Here is a 26,799-nt window from a genome sequence, read left to right on the forward strand (position 1 = left end):
CTTTATTAAAAGTATTGAAATAAAGTAATTATCTAATTTTTTAAAAACTTAAAAGTCTGTCCGTTTTCCAAATTTAATATATAAAGACCTGTTTTTAAATTTTCAGTTATAATTTTTTCATTTTCAGAAACTTTCCCTTTTGCAATCTCAGTTCCAATACTATTATATATAGTATATGCTGAAGCATTTTTTAATCCTGAAATACTAACGAAGTCTTTTGAAGGATTTGGGAAAAGACTGTATTTAGTTTCTAAACTAAATTCATCCGTAGATAAAGTGGAAAAGGTAAATTTAGATATTCTATTGGCATCAAATTCTGCAATGTACAAATCGCTTGTATTGCCTGCTAAACCTATTGGTGCCACTACTGAATTTACAACATCTGTTGCTGTTGGGTTTCCACTGTTTAAATTTATTTTTGAAATTTTGTTTCCACTATATTGTGCAATATACAAATCACTACCAACAACAGATAAAGCTATTGGTAGACTTTGTCCTGTTACTACATTGGTTTTCGACAACGTAGCTGCAGAAACATCTATTTTCGATATTTTATTACCTCCAGTTTCAGCTATAAATAATTCGTTTCCGCTAAACGCTATATCGTAAGGCGAAATTACTCCTGTGGCAATTGAAATTACGGTTGGTGTTGCAGCAGTTAAATCTATTTTAGAGATGTTGTTTCCAGATAACTCTGCAAAATAAAGTTCGTCTCCTTTAATAGCTAAACCAGATGGCTGATTTAATCCTGTAACAACATCAATAATAACTGGTGATGGAGACGTGATATCTATTTTAGAAATTTTATTAGCTCCAGATTGAGCTATATATAAGAAATCATCCTTTATAACCAATCCCATAGGGTTAGTTAATCCTGTAATAATATTAGACTTTGTGGTTGGTAACGTTGCATTAATATCTAACTTAGATATTACACCATTGTTAAACTCTGAAATAAATAAATCGTTACCGGAAAGTGCTAATCTGTAAGGGTCTGCTACGTTTGAGGATACAACAGTAGTTTGAGCAAATAATGCCATAGCGAATAGCATCATTAAAGATGTTAAGGTATAGGTAGGTTTCATAAAATGTAGGTTTGGGTTATTTTAGCGTTTTTGATTAAAGTACAAGATTAGTTAATTTTTTTGATTTAAAAAAATTAATCAGATTTAAACGAATATTTACTTTAAACGTTCTAAGGAGTCTAACTCACGTTTTAAACGTTTTATTTTTTCTTCACCTTTAAGTTTTTTTAAAGAGTCTACTTTGCGCTGTAATTCTTCAACAGATAATTCTTTAGTAACTTCTTTGTCTATTGGATTAATATCTATTTGGTTAATACTATCTCCTACAACATCAATTATTTTTTCGTCTCCGTTAAAGTAATATCCAATCCCTTCGCTTGATCTCCATGCTTCGTTTAATTGCTTATACACCTCCTTTTCCCACGTACTTGGATGCTTAACATCTATCCATACTACATCTCTGTATTCACTGTCTATTAAGGCCAAATCTGGTGTTGCTGAGCCGTCAAAGTTATCTGATCCCTCTCGAATGGCAGCAATTGTACCCAAGAAAAACAATCGTTTTCTTCCTGCTATGTTTTTTATGTAAGGTCTAAACTCTACTGGTTTATTAACACTCCAATCGAACTCTTTGCGCGATTCTATAACCTTTAATGGCATTGCAGAAACGCCTGCATAGCCTTGCTTTTTTGCGGCGTGGTCGTAATAATAAAGTTTATCGGTACCATCGGCTGGCACAAAGACACTATACGTTAAACTGGTACGCTCCACTCCTACTGGCTCTAATCCAAACCAATGGTATAAACCACTATATGCGCCGATATTTGTGTCTTCAAAATTAAAATCTGTTACGAAGGGTTGTTGGTTCTGGTCGTCTGCAAGGTCCGGAATCTTTACAGCTGTTTCCATATTCCAAGGTAATGGATCACTAAATCCTCCTAAGAACTTTAGGGACTCGGCCTGTAATCTTGATACTTTTTCTGCTAAGGTATTCTGTTTTGTTAGATAAGGATAATTTTTCAGTTTATCTGGTGCAATGTATTGTCCTTTTCCAATAGTTATACGCTCAAAATAATCATTGATATCATGCTCACCATTGTCTATAACCATAACTCCACCAAATGATGGATAGGGAAAAAAGAACCCCTTCCATTTAATTAAACTCACAACTTCCACCCACTGCCCTGTATCGTTTTTCATATAAAAAGTGTCACTTGGCTCATAATTTATTAGCATCCAAGGATTAAAACGTTGTACGACTGCGTTATAGGTGTTACGGCTAAATTTTAAAGATTCTCCAATAGAAAATGTTACCGGAATTCTATTTTCGTTAGAAAAACGTGGAAATGGTGTTGTACTAGATACCGAAAACACCTCTTCTGTATTATCACGCATACCTTGCCAGTAATACTTTTCGGTAGGCTGAATCGCCATCGTCCATTTATTTTCTCCATCTACTCTAACCAGATGTGGTAATGAAACATCTTTGGTTTCCCCAACACTTTCATTTCCCATAGAATGGATATTCTTTAATGGTTGTATGCGTTCGTTTTGGGTTAGTGGCAACTCCGTAATATTAACTTTATTTAAGTCGTTGAAAACGTTGTAGGTTTTCATATAGTCGTAAAGTTCCATTTTCCATCCTACAAAGTAGAATGCTCCAAAAAAAACAGCTAATAACACCAGAATAAAGATGCGTTTGCCTGTAGAAGCTTGTTTTCTAAACGTTCTGAGCCCTAAAAACAACACTAAACCGCATAGTAGTATTACAAAAATAAATTTTCTAATAAATAATAAGGCTGGCTGGTAGTCATCACGTAAAAAAAACAATAGTGCTATTAATACAATGGTTAAAATGACAACAATTCGTTTTTGCTTTCCGCCTTTATTCCAGTAATTTCTAATCATACTTCTATTTTTTTAGCTTCTTGCTTTGGGATAGTTTCTGGTGCATTTAAGTTTTAATAAATTACATATATCCTTTATCTTTTAAACGGTCTCTTGCACTTTTTTTATTGGCCTCAGGTTCTGTTTTAATTTCTTTTTTCGCTTCTTCAACGGCTTTAGTATCCTTTGTTTCCAAGTCCTTAATAAAATCTTTTCCTTTTTCTACAGTATCTTTCATCACGTCTACTAAAGAGTCTCCCTTTTCATCCATAACTTCTGAAGATTTAAAAACGAAATTTGCTAAATAGGTTCCTATTAAGGTACCAAAAAGACTTGGTGCAATTATTTTTATTAATCCCATATCAAACGGAATTAAAAATTGAATAATAACAATTGCTATCAAATATAAAAAACCTAAATATACCAATCGCATTAAAAAGGATTGCTCGTAAAGAAAACCTTTTTTGCTATCGGGTTTCATTTGAAGCTCTTTTGAGTAGAACAACTTATTAAAAAAACGGTAGACTTTATTACTTTTAGATTCTCTCCAATACAGCAGTATCCCAAATAAAATTGAAGCTATAAATATTATTATTTCTATAGTTAGCATAATTTCTAAGTTTTTTTGTTTACCTATTAGTATAAGTTTACTATATATTGTTACTAATTTCCTCTATTACCCAAACTTTCAACGAGTCTTCCCAGGTATTATACACTTTATAAAATTGTTCTTTGTCATACCAATATAAAAATAAAACATCTTTAGCAGAAACGTTAACCAAAAGCTTCCAAATTAAATCCTGATGCTTAGGGTTCAATGAAGAGTGCGGTTTGTGTAAAGCTTTGTAAAAGTTTAAATCGACAATGTCTGCAATTTTAAATTCGTTACTAACTTCTAATTTTTCAAGATAGCGTTCTACGCTCATCACCCGTTTTCTACTATCAATATCTAATTTATTAAGGTAGCTTTTATATAATACTTTATCATTTAAAATACTAGAAAAAGGATGTTGTGGTTGCTTAATAACTTCTGCAAAAACAAACTTTTTAATGCGTTGATAGCGTTCTGTTTTTACTTCTTCGTCTAAATCGCATTCAATTATTATATGATCTCGCAATTTATCCATAAGTTCGGGCTGCGAAATATGGTATATTAGCACATCGTGAGTGGTATCTTTTATGGCTTCTTTATACCATTTTATATCTTCGAAAACCACAATTTCTTTTATAAAATCCCTTAAAACATAAACACCTCCAAAAGCTTTAGTGTAAAAGGAATTGGCGGTAAATTGAAGCTCATGAAGCTCTAAATCCCGATGTCTTAAATCGCCATAAGTATTAGCCGATTCTATTAATTGAGCATGGAGTGTTTCGTCTATAAAATTATTGCCTTGTTTAAATTTATGAACGAGTGCTAATTGATTTTTTTGCACAACATCTAAATTATCAATTAAATGGAAATGAATAGTAACAGCATCGTATTTTAGTACATCTAATGGCTCGTAAAAAGCGTCGATATTTTGGTCGAAATCTAAGCAAATGGCGCTATCTCGCGTAATGTTATTAATTTTAGCTTCATGTATTCTAAAAACATGTTGCATCATTTCACGATCGAACGTGTGAAACGGCACATAAACTGGTTTTCCTTTTTGTAAAGGAGAAATTAATATGGCATGCATATTCGCTTCTCCATTGTTTAAATAATGTAAATTCTCTTTTTCTTCAGCAATTTCAGGACTCCAACCTTTACCATCTATAGAAAAAGTGGTGAGTTTTGTTGGTAAAAATCCAAGTTTCACCAAGCATTTATTGTAACGCTCGACTAATTTTCCGCTTATGGGAATCAGTTCGCTTCTGTATAGGTTTGCTTGCTTTAGTTTTTGCATGTTCACTTCCCATGAAAAGTGGGAATCTTATTATTATAGTTTTATTTTGTTTCCGCGAAGGCGGTAATCTTTATATATTGCTCGGAAATTTTACATCTATAAGCTTCTCGATAAAATTTTTTTCATACTTCAAAAATCATTCGAAGTGACAAACGAAATTTATTTTGTTACTTATATTTATTTCCCAAACGTTTCTCTCGCCTTTGTTTCAATATTTAATTGATTTACTCTGGCATCCACTTTTCGTTTAAAATCGGTATCTGCTATAGTTGCTACGTTGTCTAAATAGCGTACTACTTCTTGTTTTCTTATGTCTGAAAAATTTAAACCCTTCATGTTTTGCTTCATTAATTCCTGAAGCATATTGAATTTGGTTTCGTAATCTTTTTTAAAATATTTCTCAGGATTATCGAACCAGTCTTGCTCTAAATCGAAATCTGTTAAACGTAGTGAAATGGCACTTTGAATATTTCTAACATCTCTTGAAGAGAAAAATGGAAATATTTTTTGAATTTCTAAATACAGATTCGCAAAAAACTCATGTTCATTAATGCTATTTATGTTTTCGGCTTTATGGTAAGCCTCTAAAACTCTTGCTTCTGTTGGTTTTTCTACACTATTTAAAATATCGCCCATGTTTTTGGCTAAGCCTTGATCTTTAAGATATTGGTAGTCGCTTGGGCTTTTCATATTAATGAATTCTGGCATGGTTTCTTCTAACTTTCGCCACCATAAATAATCCTGATCTAAGAAATCATGCTCAGTTCGTGCACCATCTATTTTAAAACGACCTTGTACACGAGAAATCACTGCTTTATCTAACATTTCTGGTAAATTGGTGAATAACCCAATAGAGCTATTACCGTAATTTACGGCGTAAGCGCCTTCTGTATAACGTAAAAACACGCCAATAACTTCTTTCACACCTGCTGAAACACCTTGCGCTGTTCTTTCCTGTAAATTATTTTCGGCATCATCTATTGGTGCAAAAATTAATTTTGAAGGATCTTGCATTGGTTTCATCCATTCTACCATTTTTTCGGCACTTCCACCTTGAAACGTACTAATTAACGTATCTGGCATTGGGTGAAATAAAAACGGAATATCTAAATTATCACAATGTTCTTTTAATCGTGTTGCAATGGCAGCGATAAGCATACTTTTTCCTGTTCCTGGAATGCCGTAGCCCATAAATACTGGCATAAAACCACCAAGTTCCTGAAACGGATTCTTTTTAGCCTCGAAATCGTAGCTTAACATACGCTCGGTTAAACGTCTAGCAAAATGCTTTGCATCTTTATTTCCAACAATTTGCTCGAACTGAATTTTATTAAATTCTACACTTACCGCTGTACCTGCAAAAACATTTTCCCAACCAGAAATGGCAAAATCACTATTTTCAAGTTTATAGGTTCTGTCTACAATTGTTTCGGTATATTCTAAACTGCTTTTACGTAGTTGTATTTCGTCTATTAATGCTTCAAAATATACAACTGTAAAGTCGATAACGTCTTTATCTGTTTTAATAATATCTGGATGACCGAGATACTTATCGAAGTAGAATAAGTTACACGCAATACCTTTTAATGGCGACATCAATGACACTTCTGGTAAACCAGCGAATTTTTGTTTCATAACAGATAAATCGTCTGAAGCATGTGGTTTTAGATTGTGCAGAATATTATAAGCCATTGAAAACAGCATGAATGCAGTGGCGGTTTGCATTTTGCTTTCGTATTCTCTTTTGCCATTTGTATCTAATGCTGAGCGACGCTCATGCAAGCCTGATAAGCCCGAAGCATCATAATAACTGTCTTTTACCCAAATACCCAGAGCAATACCTTCTTGAACTGCATATAACGTCTGATTTAAATGTACAGGAATGGCAATTGAATCTGGTAACAAACGTTTTTTTAAAGCTAAAATGGTTTTAGACACTGAAGTCACCTCAGTTGCTCCACTTCCATTATTGGCACGCGACAAATACAATAAAATTGATTCATCTTTTGCGTCTTTATCTTTGTTCTTTGCTCTTGCGCCTTGTTCCCATTGTACACTTTTTAAATAACCGCTTGCTTCATCTCGAAGCATGTTTAGTTCGTTTCTTTTTATTGGAAAAGTGGAATTATGCTCCATATTATTTTTTCTTTAAGCTTTAAAGCTTGTATTAGTTTTTAAAATTTTTAGAAATTCTTGATATTGTTTCGTGTTCATGCACTCTTTTTCAATCATATAAAATTTTTTATCTGTATGTATATAAAAAACATGTTGCTTGTTGAACAATGCTTCCTCCAAGTTAACTATATCAGAAAAATCAATTATATGCTTTCTATAATTATAAATAAAAGGTAAATCTATTAAACTGTTATTTATAATTATTTCATTCTTAATATTTTTATCCGCAATTGCTTGATATGAAAGATATAAAGCATAAATATTTATTAAAGCTAAAATTAAAAATAGAAATCTAATCCAATTATTGTCAATAAACATTGTACCAAATAAAAGTACTACAGAAGTGATTAAACAAGTTATAGCGTTCAAATACGTTCGCAGTGAAACCTTATATTTAAATTTTCTATACAATTATATTTATTTCATTTTTAAATCCGCTACTTGAAAAGGTGGCTTAGCCAACTTGTTCATGATTTCAGGATTCTTGTTGTATAATAATTGAATGATGCGATGTGGTGCAAATACATAGCGTTGCTTAACGACATCACTCCATTTTTGTAATGTTTGCTTAGAAAAATAACTACCTTCTTTAAATTCGCTCCCAGAGAATACTTCATCTATTTTAAATGATAATGCGTAAGATTCTAAAGGCACTTCTTTTTTGGCTATGCTTTCTAAAATACTGTGTGTTAAAATGTTTTCGTCTTTGGCGAAAATATTATGAAATGGACCTAAATCGATACGTTTTATATGCTTTGGTTTTACGTTTTTTAAACGTCTGTCTATGCCATAAGCCATGGTGTCTAAAGGCATTTTTCTATCAGCTACATTTTTTAAAGTGTCGTAAATTTCTTCTTTCTCGTTTTCTGGATGTTTACCATCATAATAGAAATACATAAAACAGATGAATGGTCTGTTTAACGATACATCATAAAAGCTCCAGCTCACCATATATTCTGCCTGACTTCCAGCTTCGGCATCTATAATTTTACCTTGTACGAAACGGTTAAATATATATTTTTGTTCTACAGAAGTGTAATACACAATCGAAGCCGCTTGAAAGAGTTTATCTCTTCTTATCGGCTGTTTTTTATGCATTAATTGCGTTAAGAATTCTTCCTGTAACTCGGAAACATCTTTTAGCTTATTCAAGTAATTATCACGTAAAGATAAATCGTTATATAAGTATCTAAATTCTAAATAATTAGGAAAACCAGAGTCTGTTAAATCGACTTTCATATTATCCTCATCATCATACATGTACTTAACACGCATGGCTTCTATAGAATACAGCAATAAATCGCAGTATTGCTTAAAGTAGGTCAATTCCTGAACGGTACACAACTTATTAAATTGCACACTGGTAATGAGCTCTTTTAAAGCAAAATCTACTTTTTTATGGTAAAAAACATACTGTTCTTTACTGTCTAAATGCGCAGAGTCTAAAGGTGTTACTATGTGGTTTAATGACATAATTTAGTTTACGGTTTACAGTCGCAGTTTTCAGTAGTTACTCGATTTTGATTACTCTTGCGCCTTTTCTAAACCTCACAGTTTTAAAAAAACCTGTGAGGTCTTTTAAATTGAGTGAGTACTTGAGTAAGCGCGTTAAGGATTACTCGTTCATTCTTATTTTAATAAATAAGAACTCGTGATTGCTTCGCAGTTGAAGCGACATCCTTTTGCTTTTTCGCAAAAGATATAGCGGAAAGCCTGACCTACTTTTGCCATTAAAAGCAAAAGTAGGTAACGCCCTAATTATTTTAACCTAATAAATCGTCATCACTTGATTCCTTTTTTGGAGCTGGAGCATTGTCACCATCACCAGAAGGCGCGTTGGCATCTGCTGCATAATAATCTTCGAAAATTTCTTTCATATCTATACCATAACGCTCTGCAAAATTCTTTTGGATGTCTACATCTTTTGCACGAATTTCTTGTAAAGCCTCGGCATAGCTACTATAAACGCCTTGCATAACTTTTTCGTGGACTGGAATATTGTCCATCATTTCTTGTCTTGCTTTTGCGCTTGCTGTATGCATAGATGCAAGTGTTTCGCCAATATGCTCATCTGTCTTTACACCTAAATGCTCTAAAATTGCAGCAAATTCTTGGTCGGTTCTTGCTTTTAAAGCCACCACGTAACCATCGTAATATTTTAAACGCTCGTCTGTATCACTTTTAAGTTTTGCACGATGTGTTTGTAAATTAGAACGTAACGACGTTAATACTTTAATAGTTAAATTATGCTTGTGCACGAAACTGTCTTTTGAAGCTGCTAATGTTGTGTAAGCATTTTTTAAGCCTTCTAATTCTTCTACTTTTTGCTCTAAAGTTGTGACTTTAGATAACGCTTCAGAATATTCTGAAGACTGCTTATCTGCAACTTCTTCAAGCGCTTGTCGTGCTTGTTTTAATAAAGCGTATTGTTCTTCAAGCTTCGCTTCGGTTTCTTTCTTTTTTTCTAAAGCTTTTGTATGGTTTTTAGATGCTTCTACAATAGCATCTTTAAGTTTTTCTTCTACTTCTTTAATTTCTACCTCACGATTTTTTAAACGTGTTACAGCTGCTTGAGATTTGTATGATAATTCGCTTAAAAGTGTTTGAATATCTGCACTCTCAATACGTTCTTGAAACATAGCTTTTGCTTTATTGTCTGCTCCTGCACGTGTTTTTTCGGCATCTTTTAACGCTTGTTCTGCTTTTTTAATTTTGCTTTTGCGTCCCCAAAGGTTATTCCACCAAGTATCTGGCTTATTTTGTGCATCTTCTAATTCTACTTTTGCACGTTCTAATGCTTTTTGAGCATCGTCTATAACCTTTTGTTCTTCGGCATTAAGTGACGAAAAACGCTCGAATAAAATACCAACTTCATCTTGATAATCGGTTAAATCTTTAATAGCATCTAACAGCGTTGTTCTGTCTTTTTCTGCCATATGCACCACATCGTCTAATGTGGCATTAAGAATTTTTTGGCGACTTTCTGGATCATCTTCTTGAGCAAGTTTAGATTTCATAGTATCTATTGCTTTTCCCCAATTAACATCTACTTTTTCGGTTTTCTCGTTGGCATTGGTTTCTAATAAGTCAAAATCATCAGACATAGGATATTTTTGTTTTAAGGTTGGACATGTTTTTTAAATAAATTTATATTGGCTTTTTCTTCAAATAGACAATATAAATTGGATTAGCAATTTCGTTAAAAAATCTAACTTCTAAAATAAAATTGCATACTTATATGTATTAACTTTTATTTAAATGTTACAATTTTTGATTCTGAAATAAAGAAATTATCTTTATAGAAACTTTAAAATTTATATTAATGAAAAGATTATACTATTTAATTATTGTTCTAGCTGTTTCTCTTACAGCCTGCAAAACCGATAAAAAAGATGAAACACTAAAGGATGAAGAAGCTACTGAAACCAAAAAAACCGAAGCGGTGAAGATTACACCTATAGAACATGCATCTATGGTTATGGTGTATAAAAATGCGACCATTTATATTGATCCAACTGGTGGCCCTGAGTCTTATGAGAATTTCGAACCTGCGGACTATGTTGTAATTACCGATATTCATAGTGACCACATGAGTTTAGAAACCTTAAAAGCTTTAGATTTAAGTAAGGCTAAGATTATTGCTCCTGAAGCAGTATTTAGTGAACTTCCAGAAAATCTTGCTGCGAGCACCATCGTAATTAATAATGGTGAAACTAGAACGTTCGAAAATTTTACTTTAAAGGCTATACCGATGTATAATTTAAGAGAAGAAGCGTTAAAATACCATCCTAAAGGAAGAGGTAATGGCTATGTTTTTGATTTTGGCTATGATGAAATTTATGTTTCTGGTGATACTGAAGATATACCAGAAATGAGGGCTTTAAAAGATATTGACAAAGCCTTTATCTGTATGAATTTACCATATACAATGACTGTTGAAAGTGCTGCAAGTGCCGTATTAGATTTTAAACCAAAACAAGTTTACCCATATCATTATAGAGGTACTGAAGGGTTTAGTGAAGTAAGTGAGTTTAAAAGACTGGTTAATGAAGGCAATAAAGATATAGAGGTAATTCAGTTAGATTGGTACAGTAAAACCGATGAAAAGTAAAACAAAATGTTAAAAATTTAGCTATTCAACGAATAAATTGTTCGTTTTATCGTTATTTAGCTTAGGTTTACATCAATTTTTAATTAGTACACATCAATGACATACAATTTTTTAATGATATTCTTATTAATCTCAAATAGCTTAGCAATACTTTTAACCATAGCATTAATTGTTGTTTTTGTACTTTTAGTTATGAGTTTAATAGATAAATCTAAATTAAAAAAAAGAGAACGAGAAAAGTAGAATAGATAATTGCTTAAAATATAATAGAAAAAAAGCTGGCTCAAAAGCCAGCTTTTTTATGTTGAAGTTTTTAATCTACCTAACCAATTTCTTGTATTTAATACGTTTAGGCATTAAGTCTCCACCTAAACGTTTCTTTTTATTTTCTTCGTATTCACTAAAACCGCCTTCAAAGAAATAGACTTGACTATTTCCTTCGAATGCTAATATGTGCGTACAAATTCTATCTAAAAACCATCTATCGTGACTAATAACCACAGCGCAACCTGCAAAGTTTTCTAATCCTTCTTCTAACGCTCTTAACGTGTTAACGTCTAAATCATTTGTTGGCTCATCTAAAAGAAGCACATTTCCTTCCTCTTTAAGTGTCATAGCCAAATGTAAGCGGTTACGCTCTCCTCCAGATAATAATTTCACTTTTTTGTTTTGTTCGCTTCCGCTAAAATTAAAACGGCTCAGGTAGGCACGAGAATTAACCTGCTTCCCTCCCATCATCACTAATTCTTGTTCGTCGCTAAAATTTTGCCATATCGTTTTTTCTAAATCTATATTAGAATGTTTTTGATCGACATAGGCGATTTTAGCAGTCTCACCTACAACAAATTCGCCTTTATCCGGTGTTTCTTCACCCATTATCATTCTAAATATGGTGGTTTTACCTGCACCATTAGGGCCAATAACACCAACAATACCAGCTTGAGGTAAATTAAAGTTTAAATCTTCATATAACAATTTATCTTCATACCCTTTACTTACGCCTTTTGCTTCAATAACATTTGTTCCTAAACGCGGTCCATTAGGAATATAAATTTCGAGTTTTTCGTCAAGTTGTTTTTGATCTTGACTCATTAATTTATCGTAATTTTTTAAACGTGCTTTTTGTTTTGTCTGACGACCTTTGGCACCTTGTCTTACCCATTCTAACTCACGTTCTAACGTTTTTTGCCTTTTTGAAGCAGTCTTGCTTTCTTGTGCCATGCGCTTCGATTTTTGGTCTAACCAAGACGAGTAATTACCTTTCCAAGGAATACCTTCACCTCTATCCAGTTCTAAAATCCAGCCAGCCACATTATCTAAAAAGTATCTATCGTGTGTTACGGCAATTACAGTTCCCTTGTATTGTGCTAAATGGTGTTCTAACCAATGTACAGACTCTGCATCTAAATGGTTAGTAGGCTCATCTAACAACAACACATCTGGCTCTTGTAACAATAAACGGCAGAGTGCTACACGACGTCTTTCTCCACCCGATAAAACGGCTATTTTTTTGTCTCCATCTGGTGTTCGAAGCGCATCCATTGCTATTTCTAATTTGGTGTCTAACTCCCAGGCGTTTGCAGCATCAATTTCGTCCTGAAGGATAGCCTGCCTTGCCATAAGCTTTTCCATCTTATCTGGATCACTATATACTTCCTCTAAACCAAACTGGTCGTTAATACTGTTGTATTCATCAAGGATTGCTACAGTTTCAGCAGCACCTTCTCTTACAATTTCCATGACTGTTTTATCATCATCCAACTGTGGCTCCTGTTCCAAATAGCCTACACTATAATCTTGAGAAAAAACAACATCTCCCTGATAGTTTTTATCTACTCCAGCAATTATTTTAAGTAAAGTGGATTTACCAGAGCCGTTAAGTCCTAAAATTCCAATTTTTGCTCCGTAAAAGAAACTTAAATAAATATTCTTTAAAACTGGCGTATTAGCACTTTGAAATGTCTTGGTTACTCCAGACATTGAAAAAATTATTTTTTTATCGTCAGACATAAAATATAATATTGTTATTTAAAATTTATAGAATTAATGTTATACTCTTCCCTTAAGTGCATTAAACACCCAAGCAATTGCAAAAAAACCTATCCCTACAGATGCAAATCCCCAACCAGCGACGTCATCGTATTTAAAAGCTCCCATTGCAATTAATCCTAATCCAACTATTATCATTATAGTGGTAGCCCAGGCTAACACTGTGTTTTTGTTCATTGCCATAATCTCTTACTTTGTTTCTTCTAAAGGGTTATTTATAAAAATTAGTTAGATAACAAATATCGCAATTTTAACTAAAAAATACCCCATTTAATATGCTTTTTACATCAATTTCAATTCGCTGCGATAACATTTAAATCTATATCCTAAAATGTTGTAAACTGATTACCTTGCTTTATCTAATAAATTACTAAGTTGGCCTGCTTCATCTTCACTTAAATTAGGTAAAAATCTGTTACTCAATTTTCTATCTATTTGGGAAAGTAAATCTAATCCAATCTGAGTAATGTTTATATTTACTACCCTTCTGTCCTCGTTGGAGGGCATTCTTTCTATTAGATTTTTAGCATTTAATTTATCCATTAATCTTGTTACGTTTGGTGAACGTTGTACCATTCTATTTTTTACAGTTTGAACACTCAATGGCTGCTTTGCTCCTCGTAATATTCTTAGAATATTATATTGTTGAGGAGAGATATTAAAAGGCTTAAAAAATTCTTGTTGCAAACCATTAATCCAACTTGCAGTGAATAATATATTAATATAGGCCTTAAGGTCGTTATTTGGAAATTTAGAGTGAATTTCCTTCGAGATATCTCCCATTATATTCGCTTTTTAAAAATTTCTATTTTTTTATTTAATTCTTCTTCCAGTAGGTCGTTTTGTATCCCTTGATGGCTAAAATTTTCATTAAATGAGGGTAGAGAAAAGGTGTCAACAATGGCTGCATCATGTCTTGGAAATCGATCTTTTGCTATTTCTAAAACAGATTTTCCACCTCGAGACCCAGGAGAGGTTGCCATTAAAAGTAGAGGTTTATTACCAAAGAATTTATTTTCTACCCGAGATAGCCAATCAAAAAGATTCTTAAAGGCTGTAGAATATGCACCATTATGCTCTGCTAACGATAATATTATACCATCTGCTTCATTTATATGTCCCAAAAAAACATTTACATCTTCTGGTATACCTTTCTCTTTTTCTAAATCGACACCAAAGAGCGGTATTTTAAAATCGTTAAGATCTAACACATTTTTTATTGCGTCATCTATTTTGTTGCTCGCATAAGTTGCTAATTGCTTGTTTATTGAGGTTTTACTGTTACTTCCGGCAAAGACTAAAATGTTTTTCATAAATATTGTTCTATTATTTCAAAGATAATAAAATTAGATTCCATAGAATATATTGGTATGGGCAATTAATACATTATTAACTATATTGATAGTGTTATGGTTTTTGATTTAAAAAGTCATTCAATTTAATAATTATATCCATATAGAAAATGGTATTAAACTTTGTATTTTAGCTCAAAATTTTAGTAATGGACATCAATTTTAATAAAAACGAAGATTATAATAAGCTTTTATTGTCTGACTTACGAAATCGCTTTGCAAAAGTAAAATTAGGCGGTGGACAGAAACGTATAGACAAGCATCACGAAAAAGGAAAGCTTACTGCGAGAGAACGTATTGACTATCTTTTAGATAAAAAGAGAAAAAGTGTTGAAATAGGTGGTTTTGCTGGAGATGGTATGTACGAGGAACATGGCGGTTGTCCTTCTGGAGGTGTTGTTGTTAAAATTGGCTATGTAAGCGGTAAACAATGTATTGTAGTTGCCAATGATGCCACGGTAAAAGCTGGCGCATGGTTTCCTATTACAGGCAAAAAAAACCTACGTGCTCAAGAAATTGCGATCGAAAATAAGTTACCTATTATCTATTTGGTGGATTCTGCTGGAGTGTATTTACCACTACAAGATGAAATATTTCCTGACAAAGAACACTTTGGTCGTATTTTTAGAAATAATGCAGTCATGAGTAGTATGGGCATTACTCAAATTGCAGCTGTTATGGGTAGCTGTGTTGCTGGTGGTGCTTATTTACCAATTATGAGTGACGAAGCACTTATTGTTGATAAAACTGGAAGTATATTTTTAGCAGGTAGTTATTTAGTAAAAGCTGCTATTGGCGAAACTATAGATAATGAAACTTTAGGAGGCGCAACAACGCATTGCGAAATTTCTGGTGTAACAGATTATAAGGCTAAAGACGATAAAGATGCCTTAGATACTATTAAGCGCTTAGTAGATAAAATTGGTGATTATGACAAAGCAGGTTTTAATCGTGCTGAAGTAAAAAAACCTAAAAATAATCCTGAAGATATTTATGGTATTTTACCAAAATCCCGTGCAGACCAATACGATATGTTTGATATCATTTCTCGTTTGGTTGATAACAGCGAATATGATGAGTATAAAGCCGGTTACGGTCAAACAATTATTACAGCCTACGCAAGAATAGACGGCTGGGCAGTTGGTATTGTTGCCAACCAAAGAAAGTTGGTAAAGACAAAAAAAGGAGAAATGCAATTTGGTGGAGTAATTTATAACGATAGTGCAGATAAAGCGACTCGTTTTATTGCCAATTGCAACCAGAAGAAAATCCCTTTAGTGTTTTTACAAGATGTTACAGGTTTTATGGTTGGAAGTAAAAGCGAACATGGTGGTATTATAAAAGATGGTGCCAAAATGGTAAATGCTGTTAGTAATAGTGTCGTCCCAAAATTTACAATAGTAATTGGTAATAGCTATGGTGCAGGTAATTATGCCATGTGCGGTAAAGCATATGACCCAAGATTAATTGTAGCATGGCCAAGTGCAGAATTAGCAGTAATGAGTGGCAATAGTGCTGCAAAAGTACTACTGCAAATAGAAAAAGCATCCTTGTTAAAAAAAGGAGAAGAAATAACTCCGGAAAAAGAGGAGGCGCTTTTTTCTAAAATTAAGAACAGATACGACAACCAAGTCTCACCATATTATGCTGCTGCACGATTATGGACGGATGCCATAATAGACCCTTTAGATACCAGAACTTGGATCTCTATGGGTATTGAGGCGGCAAACCACGCTCCTATTGAGAAACCTTTTAATATGGGCGTTTTACAAGTGTAATATGAAGTATACTCTATTAATTATTTTAGGAATGATTTTCCTTCAAAGTAAAGCACAAGGCTCAACTAACCTCAAATTAAATAAGACGTATTCTAAAGTTTTAAATAATGAGTCTATTACATTAAGGTTTCCACAAAAAAAGACTATTAAATTAGATTCTTTTACTGTTGCTATAGATTCATCTCAATTAAGCTTCTTAAAGGATTTTTCACTTTTAGACAATAATGAACTCATTAGAAACTACAAAAGACATGTGTTTTCTGGATCTAAAACCAGAACTATAAGTCAATTCCTCGGGCCAATAGTTATTTTAATTGATGAAAAACTACCACAAGAAATTAAGAGTAGTTTTATAAATTTTATAGAAGATATTCCAGAGATTGAAAATTTAAAATTTTCTTTTACAAAAAACTTAGAAGACGCAAATTATTTTATTGATATAGTTGATAATGAGGTTAGTGCATATTCTAAAGATGATTTTAATGCTTTAGATGAACAAGAGATATTAAATGACACTTTTAGTCAAATGACTTATAAGTTATATGCTAATAAAAATAACAAATTTATCTCCTGCCATTATAAAATTAGCCCTTCTATTATAAATGATAGCTTGTTTTTAACTAAATTAAAAAAAGGTTTTTTTAGCTCCTTGGGAGGGTTTTACGAATCTTATCGCGCTCCAAAAGAGTCATTTCTAAATAGTAAAACCGATATCAATAATGTGTATCTATCTGACTATGACATCATGGTATTAAAATATCATTACAAACATCTGTACCAATTTAGCATTAATTCTAACGGGTTCGATACATTGATTAATTTTAGAAAACAACTAATAAATTAGATGAGAATATATTTTATAATTTTTAGTTTACTATGTTCCTTAATTAGTTTGGGACAAGAAATCGAAACTAAAATAACATCGCATAAGGAAAAAGATACTGAGACCATAGAAACATCTCACAGTAGAGCGTTATTGCCTTTAAAGTATTATAAACAAAAATTTAAAAAACCATTAACAAGAAAAGATAGTTTAAATTTTGTTTACAAAGACAATGACACCTTGGTGGTTATAGAAAACTATAAACCAAAGGGCATTAGTGTTTTTTACGAATATAAAGATTCTACATTTTTAGACCTTTACACGAGAGTTGCTTTTAAATTTAAAAATGATAGCCTAAAGAACGAAGCAACAATGAAATATTGGAAAGACGATATTTCTATTTATTTCGCAAAAGAGATTCCGAAAAAATCTAAAAAGAAATTTTTAGATTTTGCAAACAACGTTATTAATCAAGTAGATTCCTTAAAGCTAAAAGAAGTTAAACGCATTGAAGATTCTAATTACATTATTTATTATTCTGGAAGCTTTGAGTACGAATCGAGAATGGAGCATTACACAGATTCTGATTTTTACATGCATTGGAATGGAAAAAATCAAATCTATAAAGTAGCACTACGAATTAAATCTGATGATTTATTTAATGAGAATTTAAGACTCATTGAAATGAAGCGTTTATTCTTTCAAAGTCTCGGTTATTTTCAGTTTAATACAGATTTAGATTGCTCTAATTATTTTTCAGGTTGTTATGCAGAGAGTGAAACCTTATCTAATTTAGACATAGAATTGCTTCAATATCATTACTCCTACGGAATATGCAAAGGCACTGATTATAAATCCTTTATAACTCAACATGAAAAAGCAAAAGAGGTTTTAAGAGAAAAAAATATAAGAATAGTTTTTTTACACGAAGAGTAAAATAAAAAAAAGGAACGCAATTGCGTTTCTTTCCTTAAAGTTTTATTGTAACGTATTGATAAGTAACCTCTGGTTTTATTCTATGGATTAATAATGGTCTACAAAACCAATCTTCTAACTCCTCTTTTTCGATCATTATTAGGTTTATTATTTCTACCTCTTTTACCTTTCTCTCTTCAGTATTTCCTACATACGAATATACAATAACATCATCAACCTTCGTTATAATAGAATAATACCCATCAAAATCTGTTATTGTACCATTCTGGGTTCCTTTTACTATAACATTTACGCCTGGTAAGGGTAAACTGTCTCCATCTATAATTGTTCCTGTTATTTCTTTTTGCTGTGCTTGTATTTGTAGTGTAACAAATAACATAATAATAAAGTGTAAAATGTTTTTCATGATTGTTAAATTTAAAATGTTAGTCTTTAATAATTGTAATGAGTTCTGGCAATAAGGTCATAGCAGTGAGTAGTACTACATTACTATTCTTGCTTTTTATAACTTTAGATTTAGCACTATCGTCCTCCTCTCTAATTGTCTCCGTCTGTGCTGTATCCTGCGTTGCATTTGGATTTCTAACCATTACAACTAAATTATCTGCATTTTCATTAAAATGCTCTTGAGCCAGTTTATAGGCCAATGCAATACCATCTTTGTGCGTTTCTGTAATGCTGTTTTTTAGATCATTAATTACAGACAGCGTTTTTTTAATTCCTTTAGCCGAAATTCTGTCTAATAACAAGCCGTTTTGTCCTGAGTAAGCTAATAAGGATATTTTATCCTCCTTATTTAATCGTGTGGCTAAAAATTTAAATGCTTGCTGAAGGATTATTTTATCTTCTGAAGAAAAGTTGGTTTTAGAAGTTTCTAATATGAAACTTATTTGCTGGGTTTTAGGTGTTTCTGTAGCGTCCTCTTTAGCATTAGATGTGTCCTCTTTAATTTCTAAAGGAAACTGATTTGCAATGAATGTTATAAAATCTTCTAACGCGACCGATTGCGTTTCTATACTATTTTGACTGGATACTTCTGTTATTAAAAATATTGAAATGATTAAAGTGAGTAGCGTTTTCATAATCTTTGGTTTTTAAGTTTAGAGTAAAACTATAACCAAAGTCTATTTGAAAAAAAGGATAATGAGTAAACTGGTGTTTTTAATTAGGGAATGCTACCTTTAAGATTAATTTAAACAAAAAGAAGCGCCAGTGCGCTTCTTTTGAAGTATGTCTTTTCATCAATTATAGGCTAATCTTATGAACTAAAGTTTCACCTTGAGATGCATCAAGTTTTATAATTTTAATCTCTTTTTCCTGATTCTCTTTTCCAAAATTTTTATAAATAATTAATTTAACAAATAAATTTTGGTCTTCGAGATGCTGCTCTGCATCATATTTCAAGTTTACAAAATAGTCTCCCTTGCGCGCGTTTCTAATGGTATATTCCTCTGGACCGAAAGCATCAGCAACATTTACTAGTTCTCCTCCAAATCTGGTTTTAATATTTTCTTTAGATGCCACTTCTAAAGAAGGATTTACAACTTCTAAATTTACATTGCTATCTTCTCTATTCCAACTTGCCAAAATCCTTAAATCGAAACTCGTATTTAATTTGTTGTAAGTTTCTAAATTAGAATCATCAATGCCTTTAGAGGTTTGAAGTAAACCATTTATTTCATTGGTAACTACGCCATTTATCTTAGATGCGTTTTTAGTTAACTCCAATAAATCATTTAATAAATTAAATGCACGTTGCTTTTCGCCACGCTCGTTATAAACTTGAGCTAAATCTATAAATGATTGCGCATCCCTTGGTCTTAGTATTAGCAATCGCTTATAAACAGTACTAGCTAAATCGTATTCTTGGTCTACTAATAACTTCATAGCTAAAGCTTTTAAAGTTTGATAATCGTCTATCTTAGAAATTACAATATCGTTTAAAACTTTCTTGCTATAATTCTTATCTCCCTTATCAGCAAAAAAACTATAAACATCTACATAGTAAGAACTATGATTTTTATAATCATCCTTTTGGTCATTATATAATAAAAAAGCATCATCAATGCTCACTTCTTTCTCGAGCGCTTTAATGTAAGGCGGTTTAACGTTTTTGTTTTTAATTTTTAATTTCTTTCTATATTTTATAGGTTTAGGTTGGTACGTGTTATTAGTCGTTGTAGGATTATAATTCGCTTTCTTAGATGTAACCACAATTACACCATTACTACCTTGACTTCCATAAAGTGCAGATCCAGCAGCACCTTTAATCACATTAATAGATTCTATTGTATTAGGATCTAAGGCATCTAAAAAGGTAAAACTAGATATTGCACCATCAATTACAATTAACGCTGTATTATCTCCTCTTAATGATCTAAAGCCTCTTAATACAACTGCATTTCGATCCTTATTAATTTGCAGACTAGAGACCTTTCCAACAAGCGAACTTAGAGCGTTAGGATTGTTTGCCTGATTGAGCTGCTTATTATTAACTTCTTGATATCCAAATCCAATTTTGTCCTTACTACGTTTTAAGCCTAATGAAGTTACTACCACGTCTCCTTGCTTAATTACAGCGGGTTTTAAAGACAAGTTTATTGGGTTAGCGTTTGTTACCATCACTTTTTCTTGTTCGTAACCATTAAAAGAATAAATTAAATTTTTACCCACTGCAACATTAATGGTATAATTTCCATAGAGATTAGTCTGTACACCCTCTGTGGTTCCGTCAATAATTACGCTAACATTAGGAAATGGATTACCATCTTCATCTAATACTATTCCCGAAACAATCTCCTTATCTTGAGTTGCTTGATTTTGTGCAAAGGCTTGATTTACAAGACAAAGCATAAATACGATTTGTAAAATAAATTTCATAATATTTAAATTTTTGGTTTAATTAAAGCTACACAGTAGCTTTAATTAAATAAAGTAAAAATGAGTGAACGCATCTTTTTAATGAGTGAAACGTTACTTTGAATGAGTGAAATAATTTTAGGTATTCTTAATTTTTTTTAAAGTATCTTTCCTTTTAACTTTCCCTGAAACCGTATCAACAAACTCATCTACATAATATACTAATTTCGGTTTAGAAAATGATTCTAAATTGTTAAAAATTGTATTGATAATGCTGTTTTCTTTTCCTTCTACAATAAGTATAACACGTTCACCTAAAACGCTATCTTGCTCTGAAGCTATAAAAAAGCGATTTTTAATTTTAGCACTTAATATATGTTCAATTTGTTCTGGAAAAATTTTAACGCCTCCAGAATTAATAATATTATCTAATCTACCTAGCCATTCAAACTCAGTTTTAGACCGAAGTTTTACCACGTCGTTAGTTATAATTGTTTTATCTGAAATGCTTGGAGCATGTATCACCAGACATTGTCTTTCATCTTGAGAAATACTAATATTAGGTAACGTTCTAAAATAATTATTTTCGCTATGTTTGAGGACCTTGACGGCAATATGAGAGACGGTTTCCGTCATGCCATAAGTCTCGAAAAAAGCAGTCTTTAAGCCTCTAAGAAGATTTTGTAATTCACCAGAAACTTTTGCACCGCCAATAATAACAGTTTTTATATGCTGTAATTTGTTGATATTTTTTTCAACTTGCATTGGTACTAATGCCACAAAGTCATAAAACTTATTTTCATCAATTTCTAATATGGATTTGGGCTCAATACTATCTAATTCAAGACCTAAAATCATAGCACGAACAAACATCATTTTCCCAGCAATGTAATGCGCAGGCAAACATAATAATGCTTTATCTCCAGGTCTTAAATTAAAAAAACTACCGGTGGATAAGGCGCTATTAACCATGGCTTGTTTATTAACTAAAATAGTCTTAGGAGTGCCTGTAGAGCCTGAGGTTTTAAGTTTTATCACAGGATTATTTTCCACCCATGATAGTAAAAATCTGCCTATTTCATTCTTAAAAGATTCACTTTCGTTTCTTAAACTTAACGCCAATGCATTGAGCTCATTAAAACTATAGTGTACATTGTTGTACTTAAATCTTTCATGAACTTTAGTGTAAGCTGACATGATTTACTCTAAAATTTTATAATTTTCTTTTGGTGGTTGGGTAACTTTTCCGAAGAGCTTCTCTTTCCAATTCGTCCATTTATAAACACGACTAAATATAAATAATAATATAGGGAAAATTATAAATACAGGAAGCGTTAAGTCTATAAAACCAACGTCTGGTTCTGCAATATCTTTAAAAACGGAATGTGTTTGAAATGCTGTCCAATTTGCAGTAACAAGCAATGCAGTAAACAAATTGTTGGCAGCATGAAAACCTAAAGCCAGTTCCAATCCATCATCCATTAAAGTTATAATACCTAAAAATAATCCTGTACCTATGTAGTACACCATAATTACATAACCTAACTTCTCCACTTCTGGATTTGCAATATGTAAAAGCCCAAAAATAACTGAAGTAATAACTAAAGGAACCCATTTATTCTTTGCAATAACACCTATCCCTTGCATTAAATACCCTCTAAACAGGTACTCTTCGAAACTGGTTTGGAATGGGATTAACACTATAGCGATCACAGCAAGTAATAAGAACCTGTTAAGCTCAAAATTATCTAAATAATTCTCTGGAGATAAATAATAATCTAACAAGACCATTCCAGAAGATATAATACCCCAAAAGAAAAAAGCAAACCAGATACGCTTCCAATCCGTTTTAGGACGCACTGTTGTTAAACTGGTAATACTTTGTTTATGAAGCAATTTTACTATAAATAATAAGAAAATTAAACCTCCAGCAAAGGGTAACAATATAAATATTAAGTTGGTATTCGAGTCGAATAGAGACAATAAATAATTCATATCGTCAAGGCGTGTTAAATCGACCTCTGCTTCCATTCTTTTAACAAAAACGGCTGCAAAATGTGGTATTGAGAAAATAAAAACGCCTATAATGGCCACCACTATTCCTATTAAATACCTCCACCAATCGTGTAATACGTTGAACGCTTGAGCTATATACATAATCTATAAATTAAAATTCCAGTTTTTGTTAATATTGTATTGCAATGTACCATTTTTTACTTGTAATGGTGATGAAAAATTATTGGTAAATAATCCTCCAGTGCCTAAGCCTTGCGGCATTGTATTATCTTTAAGATAGGTATATTGTGCTATAGCATTTAACCCGACATTACTTTCTAATGCGCTGGTTATCCACCAACCTGTCTTGCATTTATTGGCTAAAGTTATCCACTCGTCAGTTCCCACAAATCCACCTATAAAACTTGGTTTCAAAATAATGTATTGCGGTTTTACAGTTTGCAATAGATTTCCCTTCTTCTCTTTAGTAAATACTCCAATTAAATCTTCGTCCAAAGCAATAGGCAAAGGTGTTTGCTCGCACAATAAAGCCATTTCCTGATATTGTTTTGGTTTTATAGGTTGTTCTATTGAATGGAGTTTAAATTCGCTAAGCCTTTTTAATTTTTCTAAAGCATCATGAGTGTTAAACGCACCATTAGCATCCACTCTAACTTCTATATCGGCTTCGCTAAACTGCTTTCTTATACTCTTTAATAAATCAAGTTCTGTATTAAAATCAATGGCTCCAATTTTTAATTTGATGCATTTAAAGCCTGCTTCAATTTTATCATTTATTTGTTGTTTCATAAAAGTTTTAGAGCCCATCCAAATTAAACCGTTTATTGCGATAGCATCGTTTCCTTTTGTAAATTCTGAAGGAAATAAACTAAAATTATCTTCAGTCTGCAACGATTTAAATGCCATTTCCAAACCTATTTGAATGCTTGGAAATTCAATATTTTCAACTAATAAAAAAGGTAAACCTTTTTCAATATTTGTACATGTATATTTTAGTTGCGCTTCGTAATCATCTCTATCATCAATAGATAGACCTCGTAAAATACCGCATTCACCAACACCCTGTTTATCTTCAGTTTTAATAATAATAAACCAGGTTTCTTTAGTTTTTAAAATACCTCGAGATGTACCGCTGGGTTGTTTAAAATTGAGAATGTATTTGTGGTAAGTAGCTTTCATTCTTATTACTTAACAATCTTTTTAGAAGCTATTCTATAATTTGAATTAAAGCAATATAAAAACCGCTTTTAAAAGAGAAATAGCATTTTTAATAAAAACATTGAATTTCTAAAATCATGTATTAAATATTTTCGATTTAAATCAAATGCCCAACACCAAGTAAAATAGCTAATAAAACCGTAGTTAACGCCAGTTTTTTTAACTCAGGATCGAAATCTTTTAAATTTTTAATAGCCTTTATACGTTTTAGGTGCATTAATAAAGGTATATACGCTATAAAAAACACGAGATTAAATGGCGAAACATAGTACAAAATACCAAATAAAAATGAAACTACTATAGCTGATATAATCAAAAAATAATGATATTTTTTTGCTTTTTCTTTTCCTAACCTTACCGCTGTAGTTATTTTATTACTTTTTAAATCGGTTTCAATATCCCGCATGTTATTTAAGTTTAAAACTCCAGCACTTAGCAATCCAATTGCTATTGCTGGTAGTACAGCAACATGATCAAATTCTTTTGCGAATAATACATAACAGCCTAAAACACTAACAATACCAAAAAACAAAAACACATAAATATCTCCTAAACCTTTGTAACCATAGGCTTTACTACCCATAGTATATTTAATTGCAGAGCGTACTGCGAATCCTGCTATGGCAAAAAACAATAGCGCTAATAATAAATGCTTAGAACCAAAGGCAGAAAATATAAGTCCAACAGTAAGCACTATACAAATTAATATATTCATTCTAATAGCATGAAACATTTCGTCTGGTGTAATGCTTCCACTTTGTATTGCTCGCTCAGGGCCAATGCGCTCATCATTGTCTGTGCCTTTTTCTGCATCACCATAATCGTTTGCTAAGTTTGAAAGAATTTGATAACTAATAGTAGTAGCAATAGCCAAGAGAAATATTTGCCAATTAAAGACACCATTATATTCTGCCAGACATCCAGCTACAATAATACCGGAAATAGACAATGGTAGCGTACGCACTCTTATTGCCGAAAGCCATATGTAAATATTCTTCATCGGCTTAAGTTATGGAATCCACTGTTTTGGGAAGTTTGGCTTTCTTTTTTCTAAAAAGGCATCACGACCTTCTTTTGCTTCATCTGTCATGTATGCCAATCGTGTAGCTTCACCTGCAAATACTTGCTGGCCCACCATACCATCGTCTGTCAAATTCATTGCGAATTTTAGCATTTTTATAGAGGTTGGCGATTTTTCCAAAATTTCCTGTGCCCATTCGTAAGCTGTGGTTTCCAAATCGTTATGAGGGATTACCGCATTCACCATTCCCATTTCGTAAGCTTCTTGAGCAGAATAGTTTCTGCCTAAAAAGAAAATCTCTCTTGCTTTTTTTTGTCCGACCATTTTTGCAAGATATGCAGATCCATATCCACCATCAAAGCTCGTAACATCAGCATCTGTTTGCTTAAAAATAGCATGTTCCTTACTTGCTAAAGTTAAATCGCAAACCACATGTAAGCTGTGACCGCCACCAACTGCCCATCCCGGAACGACAGCTATTACTGCTTTAGGCATAAAACGAATTAAACGCTGCACTTCTAAAATATTTAGTCTGTGATAACCATCTTCACCAACGTAACCTTGGTGGCCTCGTGCTTTCTGGTCACCGCCAGAGCAAAATGAATATATACCATCTTTAGTCGAAGGACCTTCGGCAGACAATAATACTACTCCAATAGAAGTGTCTTCCTGTGCATCGTAAAATGCATCATAAAGTTCTTTAGTTGTTTTTGGTCTAAAAGCATTCCTAACATCTGGTCTATTAAATGCAATTCTTGCAACGCCGTTGGCTTTATTGTATGTAATATCTTCGTAGTCTTTGGCTTTCACCCATTTAATCTCACTCATATATTAATTTAAATTTGAGTTTTTAAAAATAAACAATTTTGTTTTTACTATAAGTGCATTATCTATTAATTGTTAAAATTAATCCAATTTATCTCATAGTGTTGTCTTATAACATAGCTCTACCTCTAATTCCCAGAAGATATAGAGAATATTAATTTCAAAAAAAGTAGGAAAAAACTTTCTAAACTACGTTAATTAACGAGAAATCCTGTCTTTTTAACGTGTGCGGGTTTATATATGCTACCTATGATTAGACTTTTTAGCAAAGTTGTAGTTTTGTTATGCTATTAATCAATAAAATTTATAATGAAAGTAAAGGATTCTGATTTCTTTTGTGACGTCATAGAAAGTCATAAATTCGACATAGGTAAGCTATACCTGTTTAAACACCTGGCAATAACAGAGATAAAAGAAGGCGAACACTTTTGTTATGAATCTGCCTATAATCTCATCATGACTATTAAAGATTTCTACTGCAATAAATCTTTTGGATATTTATCTAACAGAATAAATTCTTATTCAATACAAGCCTTAGATTATTCTAAACTAACCAGAGCCGTTGGGAATTTAGAACTCTTTGCAGTAGTATCCTATAAATATAATGATGCTATAAATATGCGTATTGAGCAACAGTTCTGTGAAATGCCATATAAAAATTTTGATAGTCTTAAAAGTGCTTATAACCAGATAAATAGCTATATTAATGCGCAAAGTGAAAATAGTGCTGTGAAATACATAAAACACCATAATTTGTAGTTTATAACTTACAAAATAATCTATTTGTCTTATTTTTTGTGCATTTCGTCGTCAATTTAATAGAGCGCTAACTCAAGTT

At 32.2% G+C, this 26,799-nt stretch carries 25 protein-coding genes; 5 read left to right on the top strand and 20 right to left on the bottom strand.

Annotated elements, in window-relative coordinates:
- Window positions 1-32: 32 nt before the first annotated feature.
- From ACVC43_RS11405 to ACVC43_RS11440, 8 genes are all read right to left on the bottom strand, one after another.
- Complete coding sequence (locus ACVC43_RS11405; RefSeq protein ID WP_452224652.1) at window positions 33-1,085, bottom strand: T9SS type A sorting domain-containing protein; 1,053 nt, start codon at window positions 1,083-1,085, stop codon at window positions 33-35.
- A gap of 96 nt (window positions 1,086-1,181) precedes the next feature.
- Window positions 1,182-2,933, bottom strand: a complete 1,752-nt coding sequence (locus ACVC43_RS11410) for a hypothetical protein (protein WP_452224653.1) — start codon at window positions 2,931-2,933, stop codon at window positions 1,182-1,184.
- A gap of 61 nt (window positions 2,934-2,994) precedes the next feature.
- Entirely contained in the window at window positions 2,995-3,522 is a 528-nt protein-coding gene (locus tag ACVC43_RS11415; protein WP_452224654.1) for a hypothetical protein, read from the bottom strand.
- Between the two features lie 40 nt (window positions 3,523-3,562).
- Window positions 3,563-4,798, bottom strand: coding sequence for a DUF6638 family protein (locus ACVC43_RS11420; protein ID WP_452224655.1), 1,236 nt, complete (start codon window positions 4,796-4,798; stop codon window positions 3,563-3,565).
- Between the two features lie 177 nt (window positions 4,799-4,975).
- The gene (locus tag ACVC43_RS11425; RefSeq protein ID WP_452224656.1) at window positions 4,976-6,934 is read right to left on the bottom strand and encodes an AAA family ATPase; all 1,959 of its coding nucleotides are present in this window, start codon (window positions 6,932-6,934) and stop codon (window positions 4,976-4,978) included.
- 12 nt (window positions 6,935-6,946) lie between these two features.
- A complete protein-coding gene (locus ACVC43_RS11430) occupies window positions 6,947-7,342 on the bottom strand; it encodes a hypothetical protein (RefSeq protein ID WP_452224657.1) in 396 nt (131 codons plus the stop codon).
- A gap of 48 nt (window positions 7,343-7,390) precedes the next feature.
- The gene (locus ACVC43_RS11435) at window positions 7,391-8,446 is read right to left on the bottom strand and encodes a hypothetical protein (RefSeq protein ID WP_452224658.1); all 1,056 of its coding nucleotides are present in this window, start codon (window positions 8,444-8,446) and stop codon (window positions 7,391-7,393) included.
- A gap of 290 nt (window positions 8,447-8,736) precedes the next feature.
- Window positions 8,737-10,077, bottom strand: a complete 1,341-nt coding sequence (locus tag ACVC43_RS11440) for a microtubule-binding protein (RefSeq protein WP_452224659.1) — start codon at window positions 10,075-10,077, stop codon at window positions 8,737-8,739.
- 218 nt (window positions 10,078-10,295) lie between these two features.
- On the opposite strand from ACVC43_RS11440, the gene ACVC43_RS11445 reads away from it, so the two are divergent.
- A complete protein-coding gene (locus ACVC43_RS11445; RefSeq protein ID WP_452224660.1) occupies window positions 10,296-11,084 on the top strand; it encodes an MBL fold metallo-hydrolase in 789 nt (262 codons plus the stop codon).
- A 318-nt stretch (window positions 11,085-11,402) separates the two neighbouring features.
- On the opposite strand, the gene ettA is transcribed toward ACVC43_RS11445, so the two are convergent.
- The 4 genes from ettA to ACVC43_RS11465 form a co-directional block, all read right to left on the bottom strand.
- Complete coding sequence (ettA, locus tag ACVC43_RS11450; RefSeq protein ID WP_452224661.1) at window positions 11,403-13,094, bottom strand: energy-dependent translational throttle protein EttA; 1,692 nt, start codon at window positions 13,092-13,094, stop codon at window positions 11,403-11,405.
- 39 nt (window positions 13,095-13,133) lie between these two features.
- Window positions 13,134-13,316: a CAL67264 family membrane protein gene (locus tag ACVC43_RS11455; RefSeq protein WP_452224662.1), complete on the bottom strand. Its 183-nt coding sequence runs from the start codon at window positions 13,314-13,316 to the stop codon at window positions 13,134-13,136.
- A gap of 162 nt (window positions 13,317-13,478) precedes the next feature.
- Window positions 13,479-13,916: a MarR family winged helix-turn-helix transcriptional regulator gene (locus tag ACVC43_RS11460; protein ID WP_452224663.1), complete on the bottom strand. Its 438-nt coding sequence runs from the start codon at window positions 13,914-13,916 to the stop codon at window positions 13,479-13,481.
- Window positions 13,916-14,446: an NADPH-dependent FMN reductase gene (locus tag ACVC43_RS11465; RefSeq protein ID WP_452224664.1), complete on the bottom strand. Its 531-nt coding sequence runs from the start codon at window positions 14,444-14,446 to the stop codon at window positions 13,916-13,918. Before ACVC43_RS11465 ends, ACVC43_RS11460 begins: the two co-directional genes overlap by 1 nt.
- Window positions 14,447-14,634: 188 nt before the next feature.
- Here ACVC43_RS11465 and ACVC43_RS11470 point away from each other — a divergent pair, with 188 nt between their 5' ends.
- From ACVC43_RS11470 to ACVC43_RS11480, 3 genes are read left to right on the top strand one after another with little or no spacing between them, the layout of a single operon-like run.
- Window positions 14,635-16,263, top strand: coding sequence for an acyl-CoA carboxylase subunit beta (locus ACVC43_RS11470; RefSeq protein ID WP_452224665.1), 1,629 nt, complete (start codon window positions 14,635-14,637; stop codon window positions 16,261-16,263).
- A gap of 1 nt (window position 16,264) precedes the next feature.
- Complete coding sequence (locus ACVC43_RS11475; RefSeq protein WP_452224666.1) at window positions 16,265-17,107, top strand: hypothetical protein; 843 nt, start codon at window positions 16,265-16,267, stop codon at window positions 17,105-17,107.
- Window positions 17,108-17,155: 48 nt separating this feature from the next.
- Window positions 17,156-18,022, top strand: a complete 867-nt coding sequence (locus ACVC43_RS11480) for a hypothetical protein (RefSeq protein ID WP_452224667.1) — start codon at window positions 17,156-17,158, stop codon at window positions 18,020-18,022.
- 34 nt (window positions 18,023-18,056) lie between these two features.
- Here ACVC43_RS11480 and ACVC43_RS11485 read toward each other — a convergent pair whose 3' ends face one another.
- The 8 genes from ACVC43_RS11485 to ACVC43_RS11520 form a co-directional block, all read right to left on the bottom strand.
- Entirely contained in the window at window positions 18,057-18,428 is a 372-nt protein-coding gene (locus ACVC43_RS11485; protein ID WP_452224668.1) for a carboxypeptidase-like regulatory domain-containing protein, read from the bottom strand.
- Between the two features lie 19 nt (window positions 18,429-18,447).
- The gene (locus tag ACVC43_RS11490; RefSeq protein ID WP_452224669.1) at window positions 18,448-19,104 is read right to left on the bottom strand and encodes a hypothetical protein; all 657 of its coding nucleotides are present in this window, start codon (window positions 19,102-19,104) and stop codon (window positions 18,448-18,450) included.
- Between the two features lie 163 nt (window positions 19,105-19,267).
- Window positions 19,268-20,902 carry a carboxypeptidase-like regulatory domain-containing protein gene (locus ACVC43_RS11495; protein WP_452224670.1) on the bottom strand — a complete coding sequence of 545 codons (1,635 nt, stop codon included), beginning with the start codon at window positions 20,900-20,902 and terminating at the stop codon, window positions 19,268-19,270.
- A gap of 117 nt (window positions 20,903-21,019) precedes the next feature.
- Window positions 21,020-22,078, bottom strand: a complete 1,059-nt coding sequence (locus ACVC43_RS11500) for an AMP-binding protein (RefSeq protein ID WP_452224671.1) — start codon at window positions 22,076-22,078, stop codon at window positions 21,020-21,022.
- Between the two features lie 3 nt (window positions 22,079-22,081).
- Complete coding sequence (locus tag ACVC43_RS11505; protein ID WP_452224672.1) at window positions 22,082-23,038, bottom strand: CPBP family intramembrane glutamic endopeptidase; 957 nt, start codon at window positions 23,036-23,038, stop codon at window positions 22,082-22,084.
- Window positions 23,039-23,041: 3 nt separating this feature from the next.
- Complete coding sequence (locus ACVC43_RS11510; protein WP_452224673.1) at window positions 23,042-24,076, bottom strand: o-succinylbenzoate synthase; 1,035 nt, start codon at window positions 24,074-24,076, stop codon at window positions 23,042-23,044.
- A gap of 136 nt (window positions 24,077-24,212) precedes the next feature.
- Complete coding sequence (menA, locus tag ACVC43_RS11515) at window positions 24,213-25,115, bottom strand: 1,4-dihydroxy-2-naphthoate octaprenyltransferase (protein WP_452224674.1); 903 nt, start codon at window positions 25,113-25,115, stop codon at window positions 24,213-24,215.
- Window positions 25,116-25,124: 9 nt separating this feature from the next.
- On the bottom strand, window positions 25,125-25,964 hold the full coding sequence (locus ACVC43_RS11520) for a 1,4-dihydroxy-2-naphthoyl-CoA synthase (RefSeq protein WP_452224675.1): 840 nt from the start codon (window positions 25,962-25,964) through the stop codon (window positions 25,125-25,127).
- 306 nt (window positions 25,965-26,270) lie between these two features.
- Between ACVC43_RS11520 and ACVC43_RS11525 the strand changes: the two genes are divergently transcribed.
- Window positions 26,271-26,720, top strand: a complete 450-nt coding sequence (locus tag ACVC43_RS11525; RefSeq protein ID WP_452224676.1) for a hypothetical protein — start codon at window positions 26,271-26,273, stop codon at window positions 26,718-26,720.
- The last annotated feature ends 79 nt before the right edge of the window (window positions 26,721-26,799 follow it).

The sequence above is a fragment of the Lacinutrix chionoecetis genome (assembly GCF_053604665.1).

Excerpts from the sequence above, each read along its gene's own strand:
- ACVC43_RS11405 (WP_452224652.1), bottom strand. The coding sequence starts at position 1,085 with ATGAAACCTACCTATACCTTAACATCTTTAATGATGCTATTCGCTATG.
- ACVC43_RS11410 (WP_452224653.1), bottom strand. The coding sequence starts at position 2,933 with ATGATTAGAAATTACTGGAATAAAGGCGGAAAGCAAAAACGAATTGTT.
- ACVC43_RS11415 (WP_452224654.1), bottom strand. The coding sequence starts at position 3,522 with ATGCTAACTATAGAAATAATAATATTTATAGCTTCAATTTTATTTGGG.
- ACVC43_RS11420 (WP_452224655.1), bottom strand. The coding sequence starts at position 4,798 with ATGCAAAAACTAAAGCAAGCAAACCTATACAGAAGCGAACTGATTCCC.
- ACVC43_RS11425 (WP_452224656.1), bottom strand. The coding sequence starts at position 6,934 with ATGGAGCATAATTCCACTTTTCCAATAAAAAGAAACGAACTAAACATG.
- ACVC43_RS11435 (WP_452224658.1), bottom strand. The coding sequence starts at position 8,446 with ATGTCATTAAACCACATAGTAACACCTTTAGACTCTGCGCATTTAGAC.
- ACVC43_RS11440 (WP_452224659.1), bottom strand. The coding sequence starts at position 10,077 with ATGTCTGATGATTTTGACTTATTAGAAACCAATGCCAACGAGAAAACC.
- ACVC43_RS11445 (WP_452224660.1), top strand. The coding sequence starts at position 10,296 with ATGAAAAGATTATACTATTTAATTATTGTTCTAGCTGTTTCTCTTACA.
- ettA (WP_452224661.1), bottom strand. The coding sequence starts at position 13,094 with ATGTCTGACGATAAAAAAATAATTTTTTCAATGTCTGGAGTAACCAAG.
- ACVC43_RS11455 (WP_452224662.1), bottom strand. The coding sequence starts at position 13,316 with ATGGCAATGAACAAAAACACAGTGTTAGCCTGGGCTACCACTATAATG.
- ACVC43_RS11460 (WP_452224663.1), bottom strand. The coding sequence starts at position 13,916 with ATGGGAGATATCTCGAAGGAAATTCACTCTAAATTTCCAAATAACGAC.
- ACVC43_RS11465 (WP_452224664.1), bottom strand. The coding sequence starts at position 14,446 with ATGAAAAACATTTTAGTCTTTGCCGGAAGTAACAGTAAAACCTCAATA.
- ACVC43_RS11470 (WP_452224665.1), top strand. The coding sequence starts at position 14,635 with ATGGACATCAATTTTAATAAAAACGAAGATTATAATAAGCTTTTATTG.
- ACVC43_RS11475 (WP_452224666.1), top strand. The coding sequence starts at position 16,265 with ATGAAGTATACTCTATTAATTATTTTAGGAATGATTTTCCTTCAAAGT.
- ACVC43_RS11485 (WP_452224668.1), bottom strand. The coding sequence starts at position 18,428 with ATGAAAAACATTTTACACTTTATTATTATGTTATTTGTTACACTACAA.
- ACVC43_RS11490 (WP_452224669.1), bottom strand. The coding sequence starts at position 19,104 with ATGAAAACGCTACTCACTTTAATCATTTCAATATTTTTAATAACAGAA.
- ACVC43_RS11495 (WP_452224670.1), bottom strand. The coding sequence starts at position 20,902 with ATGAAATTTATTTTACAAATCGTATTTATGCTTTGTCTTGTAAATCAA.
- ACVC43_RS11500 (WP_452224671.1), bottom strand. The coding sequence starts at position 22,078 with ATGTCAGCTTACACTAAAGTTCATGAAAGATTTAAGTACAACAATGTA.
- ACVC43_RS11505 (WP_452224672.1), bottom strand. The coding sequence starts at position 23,038 with ATGTATATAGCTCAAGCGTTCAACGTATTACACGATTGGTGGAGGTAT.
- ACVC43_RS11510 (WP_452224673.1), bottom strand. The coding sequence starts at position 24,076 with ATGAAAGCTACTTACCACAAATACATTCTCAATTTTAAACAACCCAGC.
- menA (WP_452224674.1), bottom strand. The coding sequence starts at position 25,115 with ATGAAGAATATTTACATATGGCTTTCGGCAATAAGAGTGCGTACGCTA.
- ACVC43_RS11520 (WP_452224675.1), bottom strand. The coding sequence starts at position 25,964 with ATGAGTGAGATTAAATGGGTGAAAGCCAAAGACTACGAAGATATTACA.
- ACVC43_RS11525 (WP_452224676.1), top strand. The coding sequence starts at position 26,271 with ATGAAAGTAAAGGATTCTGATTTCTTTTGTGACGTCATAGAAAGTCAT.